This is a genomic window from Lentilactobacillus hilgardii DSM 20176 = ATCC 8290 (assembly GCF_000159315.1).
GTDB classification, from domain to species: domain Bacteria; phylum Bacillota; class Bacilli; order Lactobacillales; family Lactobacillaceae; genus Lentilactobacillus; species Lentilactobacillus hilgardii.
In genome coordinates this window covers 88,029-107,062 of record NZ_GG669998.1, presented here as the reverse complement: position 1 = coordinate 107,062, position 19,034 = coordinate 88,029, and the positions used below count along the sequence as shown (strand labels likewise).

The following is a 19,034-nucleotide window of genomic DNA, read 5'->3' as shown; positions in this document are numbered from 1 at the left end:
TTTAACCTATCTTAATTTAATCCTTCTCATCAATTTACTAAGCAGTGGAATGGCAAACCATTCTCGTATCGAGAAAACTTTTAATCGTTTACAACCATAGAAAAACATCGTAATGCCTATTGGAATACAAATGACAACCACTATTAATGATTGCAAGCGACCAGGTGCAAACAATCCGATATTGTCAACAAGCCGACTTAATCCTCCAACAACTATCATCATAGCCAATAAAACGCTGGTCAACTTTATTAGCTGAACGCCATCAATTAAATGTGATAAATACCGGGAAGCTATCAACCTCATTAAAAAGATCATGACAATCAGTCCGATTAATGTTGCAGCACTAGCCCCAATGATTCCAAAGGTCGCAACCAGCCATTTATTAATGATAAGTTTAACAACAAAACCGCAAGTAATTGCAAGCATTGTTGGCGCATAATAGCCGTGTGCTTGAAGCACCATATTGTACGTTAAAATAATAGTTGTCAGTACAATGCTGAAGCAATACACAGCAATCGTCAAATTTAACTGGGCTGTCGAAAAAAGCAGCCCGTTAATATCAGGCATCAGCACAAATAATCCCGCACTCATCGCCATCGATATTGCTAGATTTACTCGTACATTAGTCTTTGACAGATGTAAAAAAGTAACATCCTGTTTTCTGACATTTGCCAACGATAAACTTGGCAACGCCGCTGTAATTGATGCAGTTGTCACAACCATTCCCAATTGAACCAACGTCTGGGAACGATCATAAATGCCCTTAATATTTTGTGCTTCGACAAACGAAAGACCAAAGTCCCGGAGACCGGAAACAACCGAAAATGAATCTACTAATTGAAGCAGCAGCATCACTGCCGAAACCAAGCACAGCGTCCCACCCTCAAACAATATTTTTGTAAAAAGTCGCCGGTAAACTTGTTGATGACTCGATTTGGGCAGGTGTGCCCTGACAACATGATAGTATACTGATACTAACGCACACAGCCCCGCAATCGGAGCAGACACCATCGCCAGAGTTCCAATAGTATATGGATCTGCAAAGTGTCGAACAGCCCAACCGGCTGATACCAAAATGAAAGTCACGCGTACAACTTGCTCAATAACCTGTGAATAAGCAGTAGGCCGCATATCCATTTGACCTTGAAAATAACCACGCCAGGTAGATAAAAACGGTCCTAAAAGAAACATCCAGCTAACCGCCCTTATGACCGGTGCCAGCCGACTATCACTCATCGCTTGTGCAATAAAACCGGATCCAAATTGAAGAAGTAAAAAGAAACCGACTGATAAGAAGGTCACAATCACTTGAATTCGATAAACCAAGGCAATCCGGTCTTCTGGATTTTTAACGTCAACAACCAACTTTGAAATAAATAGCGGTAGTCCAGTAAGTGCCACCGTCATGCCAATTCCATAAATTGGATAGATTTGCTGATAGACATAAAAGCCAACATTTCCGACCATATTTTGAAACGGCACCCGATAAACAGCGCTTAAAAACTTTGCAACAAACGATGCAATAGTTAGCAAAAAAGTCCCTGCTAAAACTTGTTTTCGCCGTGAATTATTTGTCATTTGAGGTTACCTTATTGGCCTGATGCTTCTTTCTTGTAATCGTCAATGATTTACTTAATGCAATAATTTGGTCCAACCAATCTTTCATATTGGGCTGAACAGTCAACACAACTTGATACTTATTGTCCGCACTATTAATGGTTGCTCGAAATTTGGTCTGCGCAATTGCAGCCAACAATTCCTTACTGGTAAATTCTTCACTTGCCTGTTTAGCAAACGTAAGTGTTACCCTCGGCCCGTCCTGATGAACTTTTTCAATCATTGCTTTATCAGCGTACATTTTCATTTCGGAAATTTTTAACAAATTAGCAACCGGCTCATTATAATCGCCAAAACGATCAATCAGATCATCCGTTACTTCGTTTAGCTGATCTTGATTTTCAATTTGACGGATTCTTTTATAAATTTCAATTTTCTGTTGACTATCCTGAATATAATCACTTGGCAAATAAGCCTCAAGATCAAGTTCGACTGTGGCATCCGTTTTAAAGGCTACGTTCTTGCCACGCTTTTTTGAAACGGCATCGGATAACATTTGCGTATACAAATCATACCCTACCGAATCCACAAAGCCCGACTGCTGTTTACCTAAAAGATTCCCGGCACCTCGAATTGAAAGATCTCGCATTGCAATTTTAAAACCGGATCCCAACTCAGTAAAATCACGAATGGCTTCCAAACGTTTCTCACCAATTTCGGTTAAAACCTTATTTGGCTGATACATAAAATAGGCATACGCTACCCGGCTGCTTCGGCCAATTCGTCCTCTTAATTGATAAAGTTGGGAAAGGCCCATATGATCGGCATTCTCTACAAACAATGTATTCACATTGGGAATATCGACTCCCGTTTCAATAATAGTGGTTGTCACCAGGACATCGTATTCACCATTGACAAAATCATATAAAATATCTTCCATTTGGTTTTCAGTCATTTGTCCATGAATGTACGCAATTCTCGCATCTGGGACCAATTCACTTAATTGAGAAACCGTTTTTTCAATATCCGCTACCCGATTATGCAAATAAAATACCTGGCCGCCACGAGCCATTTCCCGTTCAATCGCTTCACGGATGGTCCCGGCATTTTGCTCAATCACATAGGTTTGAATAGGGTATCGATTCGAAGGTGGTGTCTCAATCACAGACAAATCTCGAACACCCATCATCGACATATTCAACGTCCGTGGAATTGGCGTAGCCGTCAACGTCAATACATCAACATCCGTACGCATTTCCTTGATTCGCTCTTTATGCTTAACACCAAATCGTTGTTCTTCGTCAATAATCAGTAAACCAAGGTTACTGAATTTAACATCCTTTGACAAAAGCCGATGAGTTCCGACTACCACATCAACAGTCCCTTTTTTCAAGCCTTCCAGGGTTTCCTTAATTTGAGCAGTCGTTTGAAATCTGGAAAGAACCCTCACTTCGATTGGATAATCACTAAATCTCTCAAGCATCGTTTCATAATGCTGCTGTGCCAAAATAGTTGTTGGTACAAGAAAGGCAACCTGTTTACCAACCTCGACTGCCTTAAAAGCTGCTCGCAAAGCCACTTCGGTTTTACCATATCCAACATCGCCGACCAACAATCTGTCCATTGGTTTATTGTGCTCCATATCATGCTTGATTTCATCGGCACTCCGCAATTGATCCGGCGTTTCCGTATATGGAAAACGTGCTTCAAATTCATTTTGTAAGGAATCGTCAGGTGGATAAGCGTAGCCCTTTTCTGCATCCCGTTTTGCATACAATTCAATCAGATCGTCAGCGATATCTTCGATCTTTGATGCAACCTTACGTTTCGTTTTCTGCCATTCACTACCACCAAGTTTATTAATCCTCGGCTTCTTATCTTCAGAAGAAACGTATTTTTGAATCATATTCAACTGAGTGACAGGGATAAAAAGCTTGGCACTGTCCCGATAAGAAATTGTCAGGTAGTCCTGATGCTTGCCATCAACCTCCATCGTTTTCATGCCTTCATAACGGCCAATACCATGGTTGACGTGGACAACGTAATCGCCAGGCTTTAAATCAGTGTAACTTTTAATCCGTTCTGCATTATTGAAGGTTGTTTGTCGTGGACGTTTTTTAACAATCGTTCCAAACATTTCCTTTTCGGTAATCACAACCAATCCCGCAATCGGGAGTTCAAACCCATTCTCTAAATTGCCGTGAACCAGTTGAACCTGGTGTAACAAAATAGCCGACATCTCGGTTTGTGTAGCTGCAATTTCAAAATCAGAAAGTGTTTGCGCCACTTTTTCCATTCGATTTTGATCCTGAACCATAATAATAACAGACTGTTTTTGCTTCTGCCATCTCCCAATCTCAGTTCGAAGCATCGGCATTTGTGAAAAGAATTGCTGCATCGGTCGCACGGTAATATCAACAATTGCATCTAACCGCATTCTCCCGAGGCCCTTTTGAAAAAGTGAGAGAATAAGCGTTGCCTTTTTGTTTACTTTAAAAATCTTTTTAAAATCATTGGTATAATTCGTCGATGGTAATAATTCATGATTTTTAATTTTATCGGTCAGCCAAACATCGTCATCACTTTCCAGTTGGCGTTGAGAATCCGTTATTCGCGAATAGTCGTCAAAAACCACAACACCGTCATCTGACAAGTAATCCAGCAGCGAGTTTGACTGATCATAAAATAAATTAGCGAACAATAACCATTTAGGATCATTTAACCCATTTTCAAGATCCATAATTTGAGGCTCAATAGCATTATTGATTTTTTTGGCAGACTCATCATCCAACTTTGCTTTTTCAGATGCTAATTGGTCTTTTAACTCACCAGCGACCTTTTGCCTTTGCTGATCGGTGATCAATAAATCAGTTGCAGGAAGTATCTGGATGGTATTAATTGTTTTTATGCTACGTTGATTTGAAACATCAAAGAGTCGCATGGAATCAACTTCAGTGTCAAAGAAATCAATTCGTACCGGATCCTGGTTATTTAAGGGAAATACGTCCAAAATTGACCCACGAATTGAAAAATCTCCCGGTGCAGCCACCAACTTCTGAAACGTGTAGCCCATTTGGTGTAGCTTCAGCTTTAACTTTTCCAAATCATATTCCGAATCCATATCAATTGTTAGCTCGGCATCTGAAAATTGATCAGGCGACGGCAGCAATCGCTTTAATCCGGAAACAGACGTTACGATAACTGCTGGTTCGCCACTGATCAGCTTATTCAGTGCGAGAACCCGTTGTGCCTTGTATTCCGGAGAACTTGTTGCAAGTTCGGCTGCTCCCATTTCTTCAACCGGAAATTCAAAGATTTGATCATCTTCCAGCAAGTTAGAAAAGTCACTAACCAGTTGATCTGCATGAAATAACGTATCAACAACCACAACCACCGGTCGCGTCGTTGTCTTAAGCAGGTTATCAATCAAGAGTGTCCGAGCTGAACCGCTAATGCCTGTAATCAACTGTCGACTATCAGCCTTGAGACTTGATGCAATCTGGGTAAACTGAGGCATTTTAGTAAGTAATTGATCGAATTGCAAAGTTATCGTCCTTTCACTAATTGTAACGATTCTCCAATTCAGGAATGGTCACATCGTCAAGCCAATCTTCAAGTGCATTAACAGCATTGTCAGTCGCAATTTTAAATTCCGGAAGTTGTGATTTCGAAAAACGGCCTAAAACGTAATTCACAACAGTATTGTTCTTGTCGGGGTGCGCAATGCCAACTCGAATCCTTGAAAAATGTTCAGTCCCCAAATTATTGATAAGACTTTTAATACCATTATGACCACCGGCAGAACCTTTATCTTTGATTCGAATTTTTCCGATCGGTAGGTCCATATCGTCATGAACAACAATGACATCTTTATTTTCAATTTCAAAATAGCTCATTAGCGGTTTAACAGCGATTCCCGAATCATTCATAAAAGTTGTCGGTTCAACGACCAAAACTTTTTGACCATTCACGAATGCGGATCCCATTTTAGCATTCATCTTTCTGGTTTTAATACTAATGCCATATTTTTTGGCAAACTCTTCAACCACCATAAAACCGGTGTTATGCCTGGTACCATCATACTGTGGTCCAATGTTACCTAAGCCAACAATCATTTTCATTATTATCATTATCCTCACATTCTTACAACACAAAAGGCTGAACCAGTTGGTTCAGCAGTCGTCTACATTAAATTATCAAGTCAGATTGAGCTTCAAATTAAGCCTATATTATAAATTATAGCATAATTGTCGTTACGTGAGGGAAGTTGTGAAACGGGTTAATCCGATCTGCTTTTTGACAACCTGACCCATTTTTTAGCAGCAGAAAGGTCATTTTCTCTTGTTGGCAATGATAAATGACCTAAAACACCATGCAAGACAGGTCTTTCATCAAATTGGTCTAGATACCCATTGAGCAAGCCTTGTATATCCTTACATCGCCATCCATCACCCTCTAATCAAATTATTATAAAGTAATTTGTGAAAATCAAAACTACCATGTGGTATAATTAAAAGCGATAAAAATTGATTAGGAGATGATTATTTTGGCTTTAGAACGTCAAAAAGTTGCGTTAATCGGTGACGGTGCAGTTGGTTCTTCCTATGCATACGCCATGATGCAACAAGGTCTTGCAGAAGAATTCGTAATTGTAGATGTTGTGAAGGAACGAACTGTCGGTGATGCATTGGATCTTGAAGATGCTCAAGTATTTACTTCACCAAAACACGTCTACTCTGGTGACTATGAAGACTGTCATGATGCTGACTTGGCTATTATTACCGCAGGTGCACCTCAAAAGCCTGGTGAAACCCGTCTTGACTTGGTTAATAAGAACCTGAAAATTATGCAGGCAATTATTAAACCGTTAGTTGCTTCAGGCTTCAAAGGTGTTATCGTGGTTGCCGCTAACCCAGTTGATATCTTAACGTACGCTGCTCAAAAGTTCTCAGGATTCCCTAAGAACAGAGTGTTTGGTAGTGGGACATCATTAGATTCAGCTCGCCTCCGAGTGGCTCTCAGCAAGAAGTTAAACATCAGTTCACAATCCATTGACGCTTATATTTTAGGCGAACATGGTGATTCTGAATTTGCTGCATACTCCGCTGCACGTGTCGGTGGTGAACCATTCTTAGACGTTGCAAAACGTACCGGCTTGTCAGATGATGATTTGGCAACTATTGAAGATCAAGTACGTCATAAAGCATACGAAATCATTAACAGAAAAGGGGCAACTTTTTATGGAGTTGCCACTTGCTTGATGAGAATTTCACGTGCAGTTTTGCGTGATGAAAATGCCATCTTACCTGTTGGCGCACCAATGAACGGTGAATATGGCTTAAATGATGTTTATATCGGCAGTCCAGCTGTTATTAACGGTTCAGGCATCGAAAAAGTGATCGAAGTACCTCTTAACGATAAGGAAAAGGCTGCAATGAAGGCCTCTGCAGAAACACTCCAAAAGACAACTAAAGATGGTATGGATCAACTTTAATACGTTTTTGGATTAAGAGTTGAGGTTGGGATAAAAGACATTTTGCCCAACCTCTTTTTTGCTGCCATCTTTATTTGTGAACATAATCAATCTCATTCTTGTCTAATAACCAAATGGTATTTTGGTTAGCAATTAATGAGAATTTATCATTTTTATTAGTACTGTTCTGAATGCGGCTATGGTATCATAATCATATACAGCTTAAGTTGGAGGAATTAAAAAATGCTATTAAAAACACTTGTTAAGCCTAAAGAACGTCTAGTTACCGTTAAAGAGGACGCCACTCTTGAGGAAGCCCTAAAAGTCCTTGAGGATTCAGGCTATCGTTGTGTGCCAATTCTTGATGAAACAGGTTCTATTTTCCGAGGAAATATCTACAAAATGCACATTTATCGTCACAAATCTCGTGGTGGTGACATGTCATTGCCCGTTACCACACTCTTAAAAAATGCAACCAAATTTGTTAACGTCAATTCTGCGTTCTTCCAAGTGTTCTTTTCCATTAAGGACTTGCCTTATATTGCAGTCCTTGATGCTCAAAACCATTTCTATGGTATTTTAACCCATACCCGATTGCTAGACATGCTATCACAATCTTGGAATGTTAATATCGGTAGCTATGTTCTGACCATTGTTTCAAGTGGCGAACGCGGTGACCTTGAAGAAATTGCAAAAATCATCACAAAATATACTAATATTGCAAGTGTTATTTCTTTGGATGCTCAAGAGGGTGAACTCGTTCATCGAATTATGTTTACTTTACCCGCGGAGGTTGACCAAGATCGCCTTAACCGAATTATTGCAGCTTTGGAACGAAAAGAATTTCGTGTGCCGGAAGTTGAGAATCTAAAAGAAGAAAATAAATAATCTTCGCTAAATATGACCATCAATAAAATCGCCTTCATGATATCAGTTACAATAGTAACTATCATGAAGGCGATTTTTATTGTTCCATTTACTTCTAATTCATTATTCTTAATTAATTTAAAAATTTATGACAAATAAAGAACAGCTATTTCAGTTTAAAAGCCAAATAAATTGCTGCCTCTATATATACTTTTCATACATCTCGTTGAAAGTTTATCTAATAATCCAAGCAGAGATATAAACCATCGCGTTTTTCTCATTTTCCCTAGTAACATTCAATGATTCTTGAATGTTACTATATGTATTCTGGTCTTTCACGCGTTTTTGCCTAATCCCAAACTAATTCGAATTGCCTTATCTACTTTAGCCATCGTCGAATTATTTAAATGGGTAACCTTATCTTTTAATCGTTGCTTATCAATCGTTCTAATCTGTTCCAATAAGATAACCGAGTCTCTTTCAATGCCATTACTGGCAGATATTCCGACATGAGTTGGCATCTTAGGTTTCGAGATTCTCGCGGTTATGGCAGCGACAATGACAGTTGGACTGTAATGATTGCCAATGTCATTCTGAATAATTAATACAGGCCTCATTCCACCTTGTTCAGAACCGACAACGGGTGATAGATCAGCGTAGAAAATGTCTCCACGTTTAAAAATAACGTCAGTCACCCTCACACCTCCCATCATCGCATCATGTTAATTTATTTAATAAAAATTCCGTAATCTCCGTCGATACTGTGCCAAATGAACGTCAGCATCTTCTTCGCAACACGAAAAATCATGGCTGATTTCACGATTCAGAGTTGCCATTTCACGATATCCGTTCATTAATCCACTAATTACTTTAGGATCATCAAAAAAATAGTTGATTGCAATTTCAACCGCTGCACTTTCTGAAATACCAACGTTTGTACAGAACTGATCCAATCTATCTGCAACCTGATCGTTGATCATAACTGAAAATTGCTTGTGATTAGTTGCCTTTTCCATCGTAATATCCCCTATTTTCCAAGATTACTTTACCTTCTAATATACCATGAAACTGTAAATAAAGCAGTATTGTCAAACATATTTTCTTTGTAGCCGCTCGCTAAAACCGCAAACAACTTCATAATTGATTGTTCCTAACTGATCCGCAATGTCATCAACGGTAATCTCATGTGCACCTGATTTACCAATAATTGTTACTACCGTATCAGTCCCATACTGTTTCGGTAATTTAATCATAAATTGATCCATACATACCCTGCCAACAATTGGGCAATATTGACCATCAACTAATACTGAAAATCCCTGCATTTTTCTGGGAAAGCCATCAGCATAGCCAATTGGAACAGTCCCAATCCATTCGTCCTCTTTGGTTTGATAAGTAGCCCCATAACCGATCGACTTACCCTTTGGCACCTTCTTAACATAACTAAGACCAGCTTGAAAACTCATTGCGGGAAATAGTGTATAAGGCGTCCTGGTAATTTCTTTACCTGAAGGGTTTAGTCCGTACGTTGAGATACCATATCGAACCATGTTTGCACCACAAACTTTATGCCAAAGACTTGTTGCCGTATTGGCCACATGAACATACTTCGGTTTCTTATCAACAACTGCCAACATTTTTTGATAATTTTCGTATTGGTATTGAAAATACGTGTCGTCCTTGCTGTCAGCCGTCGCAAAATGCGTAAAAATTCCCTCAAAATCAAAGGTATCCTGATACTTTTTCAATACCAGCATTGCCTCTTGCAGTTCGTCAGGGGTCTGAAAGCCAATTCTTCCCATACCGGTATCCATTGCCAAATGCACATGAAGTTTCTCTTTAGAAGCCTGCTGATTAAGAATAATACCAGCTGTTTTCAGCCACTCTTCCGAACTAACCGTTAGTGAAATATGACTATCGCGTGCAATAGGCGCAAAAGTTGGCTCTGTAATCCCCAACACTAAAATTGGTTCAGTAAAGCCCGCTTGTCGAAGTTCTAATCCTTCTTCAAGCAATGCCACACAGAAGCCTTTAGCACCAGCATTCTCAGCAATCCTGGCTACCTGAACCGCACCATGGCCGTAGCCGTTTGCTTTGACTACAACAAATAGGTCCGTTCCTGATTGAGTATGTGTAACAGCGTTTTTGACGTTGTTATAAATTGCTTTTTGATTAATGATTAATCTTGCGTTCCGCAAAGTTCCAACAGTCATTTTTTATCCTCTACTCTCTCTCTAAGATAACTTCGGTCATCACAATGTCGTCAGTATGAGATATCGAAACAAAGGCCTTACCATTAAAGGGATGTTCCAACACAATCGGCTTTCCTTTCGAATCATCAATAATTGTCAGGTCATGAAAGCGAACGGCTGAACCCAATCCGGACCCAAATGCCTTGGAATAAGATTCTTTAGCGGAAAAACGGCCGGCAATGTATTCAACTTTTCTTTTCTCAGAAAAATCAGTCAGTTGTTCTATTTCTGACGCAGTTAAAATCCGAGCCACAAAATGGGCATTGTGGGTAATAGCCGCTTTAATGCGGTAAATATCTGTAATATCAATACCAAGTCCGGCAATCATAAATAAAGTCCTCACAAACTAACAAAGTTACAATTAATAATACCATATTTCTCTATGTAGGTAGTAAAAGCCGGAACAAAAAATTCTTTGCCCCAGCTTTTACTAACGGCTCAATTTAACGATATCGAGCTTATTTGTTTTTGATCGTAAATCGATGTTTACTGTTCGAATGACGATCATCTTTTCTCTTATGGTCACGGTTACCACCATTACTACGGCGATTCCGATTTCGTGAGGAATTACGATCATCGTTACGTCTATTATTCCAATGACCACCACCACGATGATTATTGCTGTTACGACGGCCGCCACTACCATGATGTCTTCGAGATAATGGACGTTCCGGTGTAATTTTAACTTTAACGTAATCACGAGTCACATCGTTAAGCAAAGCAGCAACCAAATCAGTTGCTTCATACTCGTCTAAAAGCTTATCAGCCATTTTTTCATACTTTTCAGTATTGGTTCGTTTAATTAACTCTCCAATATCAGATTCAGCATTATTCAATTGGCCTACAAAAGCTTCTTGTTCTGTAGGCGGTTTCAAAGGCAGCATCCGCACTTTGGTCAACTTTTCGATTTCGTGCAGATAATCCATTTCATTAGGTGTCGTAAATGTAATTGAAACACCATGTTTTCCGGCACGACCGGTACGACCAACCCGGTGAACATATCCATCAGGATCCTGCGGAATATCATAATTATAAACATGAGTCACACCGGAAATATCAATTCCACGGGCAGCAACATCTGTTGCAACCAGAATATCAACTTTACCTTGTTTGAACTCATTCATAATTTGAGTTCTGCGTGCCTGTGTTAAGTCGCCGTGGAGGCCTGCAGCATTATAGCCTCGTGCTTCGAGTCCCTTTGAAACTTCATCAACCCGACGCTTTGTCCGACAGAAAACAATCGTTACTTCTGGATCCTGTACGTCAAAGAATCGTGTCATCGTATCAAACTTCTCATATTCCTTAACCCGAACATAATACTGATCGATTAAGTCTGTGGTCAACTCTTTGGCCTTGATTTTTACTTGATGGGGATCCTTCATAAACTGCACGCCAACACGTTTAATTTGTGGAGGCATCGTTGCTGAGAAAAGAAGGGTCTGACGATCACTAGGTGTTTGCTTGATAATAGACTCAATATCATCAAGGAACCCCATGTTTAACATTTCATCGGCTTCGTCAAGAACCAATGTCTTAACGTGCTCCAACTTCAATGTGTGTCGACTGATATGATCCAAGATTCTTCCCGGCGTCCCGACAATAATCTGTGGGTGACTCTTCAGAGAATTGATCTGCCGACGAATATCAGCACCACCATATACAACTTGAACCTTAGCTTTTTCGTCTTTGCCAAGTCGATAAACTTCTTCTTGGGTCTGAATTGCTAATTCACGAGTTGGTGAAATGATCAATGCCTGAACGTTTGGATTATTAAAATCCAAATGCTGTAAGATCGGCAATGCAAATGCCGCTGTCTTACCAGTACCAGTTTGTGCCTGGCCAATAACGTCTTCTCCATTAAGAACCATTGGAATGGTCTCAGCTTGAATTGGTGTGGCTTCTTCAAAACCACTGCTTGAGATTGCTGAAAGTAAGCTGTCCGATAGTCCTAATTCACTAAACTTCAAATATGTTTCCTCCTAAATTGGAACAGTAACAGTTCCGTAATTAACTGAAAAAAGTCCGTTTTCCGTAATGCGTTAACTACTTGACTAGATTTCTTTAAATTAATATAGCTTCTTTTTCAAAATATATCTACTTTTCAAAAAGTAACTTATTAAGTTTACATCGTTTACATTAAATACGCAAGGAAAACTCATCTTTCAATGATTAAGCCGTCAATTTCTCAACAATATTTTCAAGGTGAATACCATGACTTGCCTTTAGCATAACTTCATCATTGGGCTGAATATCCCTTTTTAAATCATCAGATAACTGATCAAGCTGATCTGCTTGATAGTAATGTAGATTTTCAGGTGCAAATACCGGCTTCAATTTTTCATACAACGCCTGCATATCTTTGCCAACCAAATAAACAGCTGCAATTTCGTTCGAATCAATGTCATTTGCTAGTGACGCATGCATTTGAGACGATTTATCACCTAATTCCAACATATCTCCCAAGACAACAATCCGGCGTCCCATAACATCGGTTTGGCTAAAAGCAGTCAAAACCTCCCTTGCCGCAGTTGGATTGGAATTATAGACATCACTCAAAATCTTTTCACCTTTGTTACCAGTGAGCCATTCTGTACGGTTTTTAGTCAAATCAAAGTGCGACAACTTTTGAATAATTTCAATCTGAGGAATCTGAAACAATTTGCCTACTGTAATAGCAGCCAACGCATTGTTAACATTATAGTCCCCCATCATTGGAATTGTCACTTTCTTATCCGGCCACAAATTCACTTCAAAAGAAGTGTTGTATTGCCCATCACTTGTCTTTGTTGCAAATACATCATCTGTATGACTTCGGCCAAACGTCATCTTGGAGAAATCCACCTGTTTGGCACGTTCAATTAACAACGGTTCATCACCATCATAAATAAAGTAGCCGTCCGCTTTTAAACCATGGGTAATTTCCATTTTGGCGTCAGCAATTTTATCTCTGGTGCCAAAGAATTCAATATGAGCCTCACCAATCATGGTGATGATTGCGACGTCGGGTTCAACCAACTTCGATAGAAAATCAAGTTGTCCCGGTCGATCCATTCCCATTTCAACCACCAAAAAATCCGTATTTGACTCCATTTGTAAGATGGTATAAGGAACGCCGATCTCATTATTAAAGTTATCATATGTTTTGGTCACATTAAATTCCCCGGACAACACGGAAGCAATCATATCTTTGGTTGTTGTTTTCCCGTTACTTCCAGTAACCGCAATCACCCTTGGATTGATTTTTGTCAAATAATACTTGCTTAATTTTTGAAAGGCAGCCAAGGGATCATCAACGACCAAAGCCGGGATAGCAACCGGTAATCGATTAGTATGATCACTTGCCCAAAGCGTTGCGACAGCCCCGCCTTTGATGGCATTCTCTATGAAATCATGGCCATCGTGTGTGCCACTTAATGGAATAAAAAGCTGGCCCGGTGTCAGTCTACGTGTATCAAAACAAACACCATTCACTTCGGTTTGCAAAATTTTGTCAGTTTCATTTTCAATACTGGCATTAATTGCCTTGACAATTTCACCAATCGTCATCTTCATTTTTTTAGCGCTCCAATATAAAAATATAATTATCTTCTATTATAACAAAAAACAAGCGACTAAACATCCGTCGCTTGACTGTGCCATTGTAAATCCCACTTTGAGTGTTGAAGATCATAAGTTAAATCCCCAACATAGTCAGTATTGATTTCAATCTCCTTAGTTTTTAAAATAATCGAGACCTGATCCGGATCCTTTAAAACCCTTAGAGGAATATGATAAACCCGATTTTTTTCACGAAGTGCCCCAAAAACAATAAAGAGTCCGTCATTTGCACGTGTAATTAACTTGATTAAAATCGAGTTATCAACGTCTTTAATAGCCAATGGCCGTAAAAAGACCCGCAACGTATTATGAATTTCTCTTAAATTGCGTTTTAAAGCGATCTCCAAAACATGGTTAACATCAGAAAAGCGACGGTAATAGGTTCTTGTCTCACCATTTCCCAAGTTAAGATAAATGTAATGGTTCAACAGCTTAGAGGAAAATGGTCGCCCCATTGGCGTCCCCATGTGACCCAAGTAAAGAAGTTCAGCAATTTCAAAGGGAGACAGCCCGTTAACACTGTCCTCATCATTAAAATCTATAAACTTTTTTTGCTTAGATGGGTTCCTTAGCAGGTAACGCCTAATTTCCCCTGCTCCTGTAATCAAATTAAATCTAGAGTGGGAGTTATACCCGTTTGCTGCATCTTCATCGCTATTAAGCAGTATGATGTTATCCGGAAGTTCGTCCAGCCCATTGACGTAATCAGCAGCTGTAATCCCCGAAGATAAAATCATGTTTGAAATTGGATTAGTATTAATAAATATGAAATTACCCTTCATCGTTCATTTCTCCATCTTGATGTTTCAATTTTATTGTACTCCGGTTTAAAGCTCCTGTCTTGCGTTATTCAAAATTGATAAGTTTGCCCTTTAAGATAATACTTGGTATGATTAATGTTAATATACTATTAATTTGAGGTTGTTAAAATGACTAACGTTTTATTTGTCTGTCTGGGAAATATTTGCCGCTCGCCAATGGCAGAAGGATTATTTAAAAAACTAATCAGTGACCAAAATCTACAAGCTAAAATCAATGTTGACTCTGCAGGAATTAGTGACGAAGAAGAGGGTAACCAACCCCACCCCGGTGCACAAGCTGAAATGGCCAAGCATGGATTAGATATTTCAAATCTTCGTTCCCGACCAATCACAACCGCAGATTTTCATTGGGCAGACCTTATTATCGGTATGGATAGCCAGAATATTTATTATTTAAAACAAATGGCCGACTCGTCCGATCAAAAGAAAATTCATCTCTGTTTAGATATTGTTGAAAAAGAAGCTGGTCAAGATATTCCAGATCCATGGTATGATCATAAATTTGGTAGAACTTATCAGCAACTGTCACGCGCATTACCCAAATGGTTAGATTACGTTAAATCAAATCTGCATTAACTATTGGCGGGCCTCAAAAGGGCTCGCTTTATTTTTTGAGTTGCATCCCTAAGTTTAAAAGTTTTAACCAACCGGCCCCTAATCAATAGTCGACCTTTGCCGGTCGCATCACATGTCACCAATGTCACAATCGGTTTTTTAGTTTGCTTAATGACATCAACGCGTGTTGCGGCAATAAAGGCACGTTGATACACCTGATATTGATAAACCCTGTTCATATCGGTTAAGTAAATAGTCTGACCAACACGAGTTTTAAAGTATAATGGGCCAAACAAGATCTTTCGGTTAACCATATGATGACCAGCCAGTGGATAGTTTCCCCTTCCCATTTTTTGATTGGCTCTCATCGTCCCAGCTGCAAGGGCCAGCGTACTGTTAGAAACCCCAAGACCAATTGGCAGATGAATACCAGATTTAGGAATTAGGATTTGCCCTGCCTGTTCAATTTGTTGCGAATTCAGCCGTGATCTAAGTGCTGTTTCAAAATCTAGGGACTTTACTTTTTTAAAATTATAACTGACATTTTGTTGATGCCGTTTACTTTTTTTCTGAGTTCGACGATTTGTGGCAGCAATCTCTTGACGGGTAACCTTAGGTTGATACGACCCGATCACCTTATTTTTAATGGGGCGATTAAAAATAAGAACCAGGGCAACTATGACCAGTAGCCCAAAAATAATATTAATGATACTTTTTTTGAGTAAATTTTTTTTCATGTTTATCTCCCGAAATTGGGTGGACTAAGCGATTATCAAATTCATTGACACTAAGGAGGAAATGCATTGGCAAGGATAAATGATCATCCGAATTCATGGCGTAAAAACCTAACCGTTTTATGGTTTGGCACTTTCATGGCGGGAATTGGCTTTAGTGAAGTCATGCCATTTTTATCTCTTTACGTCGACACATTGGGAAATTTTTCCCATGACCAACTAAGTTTATACAGTGGATTTGCGTTCGCAGCAACCTACTTAGTCACTGCTCTCGCCTCTCCCTTTTGGGGAAAATTAGCAGACCGCACCGGTCGAAAATTGATGTTGGTTCGTGCTTCAGCCGGAATGGCAATTGTTTTTTTCTTAATGGGATTGGTTACAAATGTTTGGGAGCTTATTGGTCTACGACTGCTTCAAGGCGTGTTCTCCGGATATATCAGTAATGCCAACGCACTAATTGCAACTCAAGTTCCTAAAAGCAAAAGCGGTCAGGCACTTGGGACTCTGGTAACCGGAAACGTTTCCGGAACACTTCTCGGTCCACTGCTTGGTGGTATTTTGGCTTCTCTTTTTAGTTACCGGGTTACTTTCTTCATTACCGGATTCTTACTGTTATCCGTTTTCTTTTTAACGCTCTTTTTAGTTCACGAGGATTTCAAGCCAGTTGCCAAAACAATGATGTTAAGCACCCGAGGTGTTATAAAGCGTCTGACAAATTCTAAACTGGTTTTCGGCATGTTTATAACAACAATGATTATTCAAGCTGCCAACAATTCAATTGCACCAATTTTGGCCTTATACGTTCGTCAAATTATGCATAATAGTGCGACAACAACCTTTTATAGTGGTATTGTCGCAGCCGTTCCGGGAATTGCCACGTTAGTAGCCGCTCCAATGCTTGGAAAATTAGGAGACCGAATTGGGACGGATCGTATTATTATTATTGGCTTTTTCTTAGCCATTGTCGTTTATATTCCAATGGCTTTTGTCACAAACATTTGGCAGTTAATCGCGCTACGCTTTTTAATCGGAATTGCAAACGCATCAATGTTGCCGGCAGTCCAAGCTATTTTGGCTAAAAATACACCGTTTGAGGTCACCGGTCGCGTGTTTAGTTGGAATCAGTCATTTCAGGCAATGGGGAACGTCGCCGGTCCAATGATCGGTTCTGTCATTTCTTCAGAATTTGATTATGCCGGCGTGTTTATTTCTACAGCAGTTCTTGTCGTATTAAACCTGATTCTAGTTTACAACAATACACGGGTTATGCGAAAGAATCGTGCCTAGCCTTTAGATAAATAATATCAAATCATTAGAAAATGATAGACACAGAGTTGAGGCTGAAACAAAAAGTAACCTATTCAGTCTCACTTTTTTTATTCTCAAATTCAGAAAAAGGGTATAAAAAAAGCGGGGCACAATGTGTCTCGCTAATAAAACTAGTCGTTTTTGAGACCGTATTTCTTGTTGAAACGATCCACAGCACCATCGGCTTGGGTAAACTTTTGTTTACCTGTATAAAATGGATGAGAATCAGATGAAATTTCAACACGAATCAATGGATATGTGTTGCCATCTTCCCATTCAACAGTTTCATCAGAGGTCTTAGTTGATCCTGACAAAAACTTGAAACCTGTACTTGAATCTTGAAATACTACTTGATGATAATCTGGATGAATTCCCTTTTTCATAATATATCGCTCCTTTGCCCTGAACCAATACGATGGCCCAGAGATTATCGATTAGTCAACCTTGTTAGTTTACCACAAATATTGATACCAATCAATCATCTTTTAAACTCTTTCTTCATCTTCTATTTTTAATTTCACATCGGCACCCAGCCCGGTTAATTTGTTAACCAGACTGCCATAACCGCGCATAATATTTTCAGCATGTGCAATTTCGGTTGTGCCATTAGCCATTAACCCAGCTATCAGAAGAGAAGCCCCTGCTCTAATTTCGCCAGCGTCAACCTTGGCACCTGTTAGATGCGGTGATTTATTCACAACAATAATCCCCTCTTCGGTATCTTTGGATTTAATGTTGCCACCTAGTTTATTAAGTTGGGAAATATGTTTGATCCGTTGAGGATATACTGTGTCAATAATCATACTTTGCCCATCAGCTTTGAAAAGCAGCGGTGTGATTGGCTGCTGCAAATCAGTCGCAAATCCCGGATAAGGCATCACTTTAATTTGAATCGGTTTCAAATTGTGGGATGGTCCAACGTAAACGCTATCTTCGTATACTGTTAAGTCACAGCCCATTTCTTCCAACTTTGCGACAAAAGATTCTAAATGCTCTGGAATAATATTAGTAATTAACACACCATCTCCCATTGCTGCAGCCAAGGATAAGTATGTGCCGGCTTCAATTCGATCTGGAATAATTGTATGCGTGTTTTTTGCTTGAAGGGTTGGGACGCCCTCAATTCGAATAACATCAGTTCCGGCACCCCGGATATTTGCACCCATGTTATTAAGAAATGTTGCAATATCAATAATTTCAGGTTCCTTAGCAGCATTACCAATGATGGTGGTCCCAGGCGCTTTAACAGACGCTAAAATGGTATTAATAGTTGCACCAACTGAAACAATGTCTAAGAATATTTGAGCTCCGTGAAGGCCGTCTGGCCCCGTCTTGATAGTAACTGTACCATCAACTTCACTGACCTCGGCACCTAGTGCTTTAAATGCTTTAATGTGCTGATCAATTGGACGAGGCCCAATATTATCACCACCGGGGAAAATGACAACCGCACGTTGAAACCTGCCAAGAAGTGCGCCCATAAAGTAGTATGATGCCCTTAAACTTTTTATCGCTTTGCTTGGCAATGGTGCTTCAATGATATTAGTTGGATCGATTGTTAAAATATCGCCCTTGAAAGTTGACGATACATTCATAGATTTTAATATCAGCATTAAATTGTGTACATCCAAAATGTCGGGAACTGAGTCGAACCTTACCGGGGTATCTGCCAAAATTGCAGCAGGGATTAGTGCAACTGTGCTGTTCTTTGCTCCGCCAATCGATACCTCTCCGGAAAGGCGGTTCCCTCCATTGACTATTAATTTACTCATCGAAACTTTCCTCACTTTTTCCATTCGAACATTTTTCATGTCATGAAACATATTATAGAAAATAACTGTAAAATACAATACCCTCAATTGAATTATAC

At 39.5% G+C, this 19,034-nt stretch carries 17 protein-coding genes; 4 read left to right on the top strand and 13 right to left on the bottom strand.

What is annotated here, in order from left to right; genetic code table 11:
* Positions 1 to 6: 6 nt before the first annotated feature.
* The 3 genes from HMPREF0519_RS11810 to pth are packed head-to-tail and all read right to left on the bottom strand — an operon-like array spanning position 7 to position 5,678.
* The gene (locus HMPREF0519_RS11810) at positions 7 to 1,578 is read right to left on the bottom strand and encodes a putative polysaccharide biosynthesis protein (protein WP_003636535.1); all 1,572 of its coding nucleotides are present in this window, start codon (positions 1,576 to 1,578) and stop codon (positions 7 to 9) included.
* Positions 1,568 to 5,101 (bottom strand): transcription-repair coupling factor, encoded by a 3,534-nt coding sequence (gene mfd, locus HMPREF0519_RS11805; protein WP_404803269.1) that lies wholly within the window; start codon positions 5,099 to 5,101, stop codon positions 1,568 to 1,570. The genes HMPREF0519_RS11810 and mfd overlap by 11 nt, the downstream gene beginning before the upstream one ends.
* Before the next feature lie 16 nt (positions 5,102 to 5,117).
* Complete coding sequence (pth, locus tag HMPREF0519_RS11800; protein WP_040472827.1) at positions 5,118 to 5,678, bottom strand: aminoacyl-tRNA hydrolase; 561 nt, start codon at positions 5,676 to 5,678, stop codon at positions 5,118 to 5,120.
* Positions 5,679 to 6,094: 416 nt separating this feature from the next.
* Between pth and HMPREF0519_RS11795 the strand changes: the two genes are divergently transcribed.
* Positions 6,095 to 7,051, top strand: a complete 957-nt coding sequence (locus tag HMPREF0519_RS11795; protein WP_003636529.1) for an L-lactate dehydrogenase — start codon at positions 6,095 to 6,097, stop codon at positions 7,049 to 7,051.
* 222 nt (positions 7,052 to 7,273) lie between these two features.
* Entirely contained in the window at positions 7,274 to 7,918 is a 645-nt protein-coding gene (gene cbpA / locus HMPREF0519_RS11790) for a cyclic di-AMP binding protein CbpA (protein WP_003636526.1), read from the top strand.
* 314 nt (positions 7,919 to 8,232) lie between these two features.
* On the opposite strand, the gene HMPREF0519_RS11785 is transcribed toward cbpA, so the two are convergent.
* The 7 genes from HMPREF0519_RS11785 to HMPREF0519_RS11755 form a co-directional block, all read right to left on the bottom strand.
* Entirely contained in the window at positions 8,233 to 8,610 is a 378-nt protein-coding gene (locus HMPREF0519_RS11785; RefSeq protein ID WP_003561686.1) for a type II toxin-antitoxin system PemK/MazF family toxin, read from the bottom strand.
* A gap of 18 nt (positions 8,611 to 8,628) precedes the next feature.
* A complete protein-coding gene (locus HMPREF0519_RS11780) occupies positions 8,629 to 8,913 on the bottom strand; it encodes a hypothetical protein (protein ID WP_003554999.1) in 285 nt (94 codons plus the stop codon).
* A 72-nt stretch (positions 8,914 to 8,985) separates the two neighbouring features.
* Positions 8,986 to 10,110, bottom strand: coding sequence for an alanine racemase (gene alr, locus HMPREF0519_RS11775; protein ID WP_003561682.1), 1,125 nt, complete (start codon positions 10,108 to 10,110; stop codon positions 8,986 to 8,988).
* Positions 10,111 to 10,120: 10 nt separating this feature from the next.
* Positions 10,121 to 10,477: a holo-ACP synthase gene (gene acpS / locus HMPREF0519_RS11770; protein WP_003561680.1), complete on the bottom strand. Its 357-nt coding sequence runs from the start codon at positions 10,475 to 10,477 to the stop codon at positions 10,121 to 10,123.
* A gap of 130 nt (positions 10,478 to 10,607) precedes the next feature.
* Positions 10,608 to 12,116, bottom strand: a complete 1,509-nt coding sequence (cshA, locus tag HMPREF0519_RS11765) for a degradosome RNA helicase CshA (RefSeq protein ID WP_003636523.1) — start codon at positions 12,114 to 12,116, stop codon at positions 10,608 to 10,610.
* Between the two features lie 202 nt (positions 12,117 to 12,318).
* On the bottom strand, positions 12,319 to 13,701 hold the full coding sequence (locus tag HMPREF0519_RS11760) for a UDP-N-acetylmuramoyl-tripeptide--D-alanyl-D-alanine ligase (RefSeq protein WP_003636520.1): 1,383 nt from the start codon (positions 13,699 to 13,701) through the stop codon (positions 12,319 to 12,321).
* Positions 13,702 to 13,760: 59 nt separating this feature from the next.
* Positions 13,761 to 14,528, bottom strand: a complete 768-nt coding sequence (locus tag HMPREF0519_RS11755) for a hypothetical protein (RefSeq protein ID WP_003636517.1) — start codon at positions 14,526 to 14,528, stop codon at positions 13,761 to 13,763.
* Between the two features lie 147 nt (positions 14,529 to 14,675).
* Here HMPREF0519_RS11755 and HMPREF0519_RS11750 point away from each other — a divergent pair, with 147 nt between their 5' ends.
* Positions 14,676 to 15,143 carry a low molecular weight protein-tyrosine-phosphatase gene (locus HMPREF0519_RS11750; protein WP_003554993.1) on the top strand — a complete coding sequence of 156 codons (468 nt, stop codon included), beginning with the start codon at positions 14,676 to 14,678 and terminating at the stop codon, positions 15,141 to 15,143.
* On the opposite strand, the gene HMPREF0519_RS11745 is transcribed toward HMPREF0519_RS11750, so the two are convergent.
* Positions 15,140 to 15,859, bottom strand: coding sequence for a class A sortase (locus HMPREF0519_RS11745; protein ID WP_003636515.1), 720 nt, complete (start codon positions 15,857 to 15,859; stop codon positions 15,140 to 15,142). The two genes, HMPREF0519_RS11750 and HMPREF0519_RS11745, sit on opposite strands and share 4 nt — an antisense overlap.
* Positions 15,860 to 15,925: 66 nt before the next feature.
* Here HMPREF0519_RS11745 and HMPREF0519_RS11740 point away from each other — a divergent pair, with 66 nt between their 5' ends.
* Positions 15,926 to 17,143 (top strand): multidrug efflux MFS transporter, encoded by a 1,218-nt coding sequence (locus tag HMPREF0519_RS11740; RefSeq protein ID WP_003554991.1) that lies wholly within the window; start codon positions 15,926 to 15,928, stop codon positions 17,141 to 17,143.
* Between the two features lie 152 nt (positions 17,144 to 17,295).
* On the opposite strand, the gene HMPREF0519_RS11735 is transcribed toward HMPREF0519_RS11740, so the two are convergent.
* Positions 17,296 to 17,547 carry a type B 50S ribosomal protein L31 gene (locus tag HMPREF0519_RS11735; protein WP_003554990.1) on the bottom strand — a complete coding sequence of 84 codons (252 nt, stop codon included), beginning with the start codon at positions 17,545 to 17,547 and terminating at the stop codon, positions 17,296 to 17,298.
* A 102-nt stretch (positions 17,548 to 17,649) separates the two neighbouring features.
* Complete coding sequence (murA, locus tag HMPREF0519_RS11730; protein ID WP_040472826.1) at positions 17,650 to 18,936, bottom strand: UDP-N-acetylglucosamine 1-carboxyvinyltransferase; 1,287 nt, start codon at positions 18,934 to 18,936, stop codon at positions 17,650 to 17,652.
* Between the last annotated feature and the right edge of the window lie 98 nt (positions 18,937 to 19,034).

Coding starts and splice junctions, on each gene's coding strand:
- HMPREF0519_RS11810 (WP_003636535.1), bottom strand. CDS start 1,578: ATGACAAATAATTCACGGCGAAAACAAGTTTTAGCAGGGACTTTTTTG.
- pth (WP_040472827.1), bottom strand. CDS start 5,678: ATGAAAATGATTGTTGGCTTAGGTAACATTGGACCACAGTATGATGGT.
- HMPREF0519_RS11795 (WP_003636529.1), top strand. CDS start 6,095: ATGATTATTTTGGCTTTAGAACGTCAAAAAGTTGCGTTAATCGGTGAC.
- cbpA (WP_003636526.1), top strand. CDS start 7,274: ATGCTATTAAAAACACTTGTTAAGCCTAAAGAACGTCTAGTTACCGTT.
- HMPREF0519_RS11785 (WP_003561686.1), bottom strand. CDS start 8,610: ATGATGGGAGGTGTGAGGGTGACTGACGTTATTTTTAAACGTGGAGAC.
- HMPREF0519_RS11780 (WP_003554999.1), bottom strand. CDS start 8,913: ATGGAAAAGGCAACTAATCACAAGCAATTTTCAGTTATGATCAACGAT.
- alr (WP_003561682.1), bottom strand. CDS start 10,110: ATGACTGTTGGAACTTTGCGGAACGCAAGATTAATCATTAATCAAAAA.
- acpS (WP_003561680.1), bottom strand. CDS start 10,477: ATGATTGCCGGACTTGGTATTGATATTACAGATATTTACCGCATTAAA.
- HMPREF0519_RS11760 (WP_003636520.1), bottom strand. CDS start 13,701: ATGAAGATGACGATTGGTGAAATTGTCAAGGCAATTAATGCCAGTATT.
- HMPREF0519_RS11755 (WP_003636517.1), bottom strand. CDS start 14,528: ATGAAGGGTAATTTCATATTTATTAATACTAATCCAATTTCAAACATG.
- HMPREF0519_RS11750 (WP_003554993.1), top strand. CDS start 14,676: ATGACTAACGTTTTATTTGTCTGTCTGGGAAATATTTGCCGCTCGCCA.
- HMPREF0519_RS11745 (WP_003636515.1), bottom strand. CDS start 15,859: ATGAAAAAAAATTTACTCAAAAAAAGTATCATTAATATTATTTTTGGG.
- HMPREF0519_RS11735 (WP_003554990.1), bottom strand. CDS start 17,547: ATGAAAAAGGGAATTCATCCAGATTATCATCAAGTAGTATTTCAAGAT.
- murA (WP_040472826.1), bottom strand. CDS start 18,936: ATGAGTAAATTAATAGTCAATGGAGGGAACCGCCTTTCCGGAGAGGTA.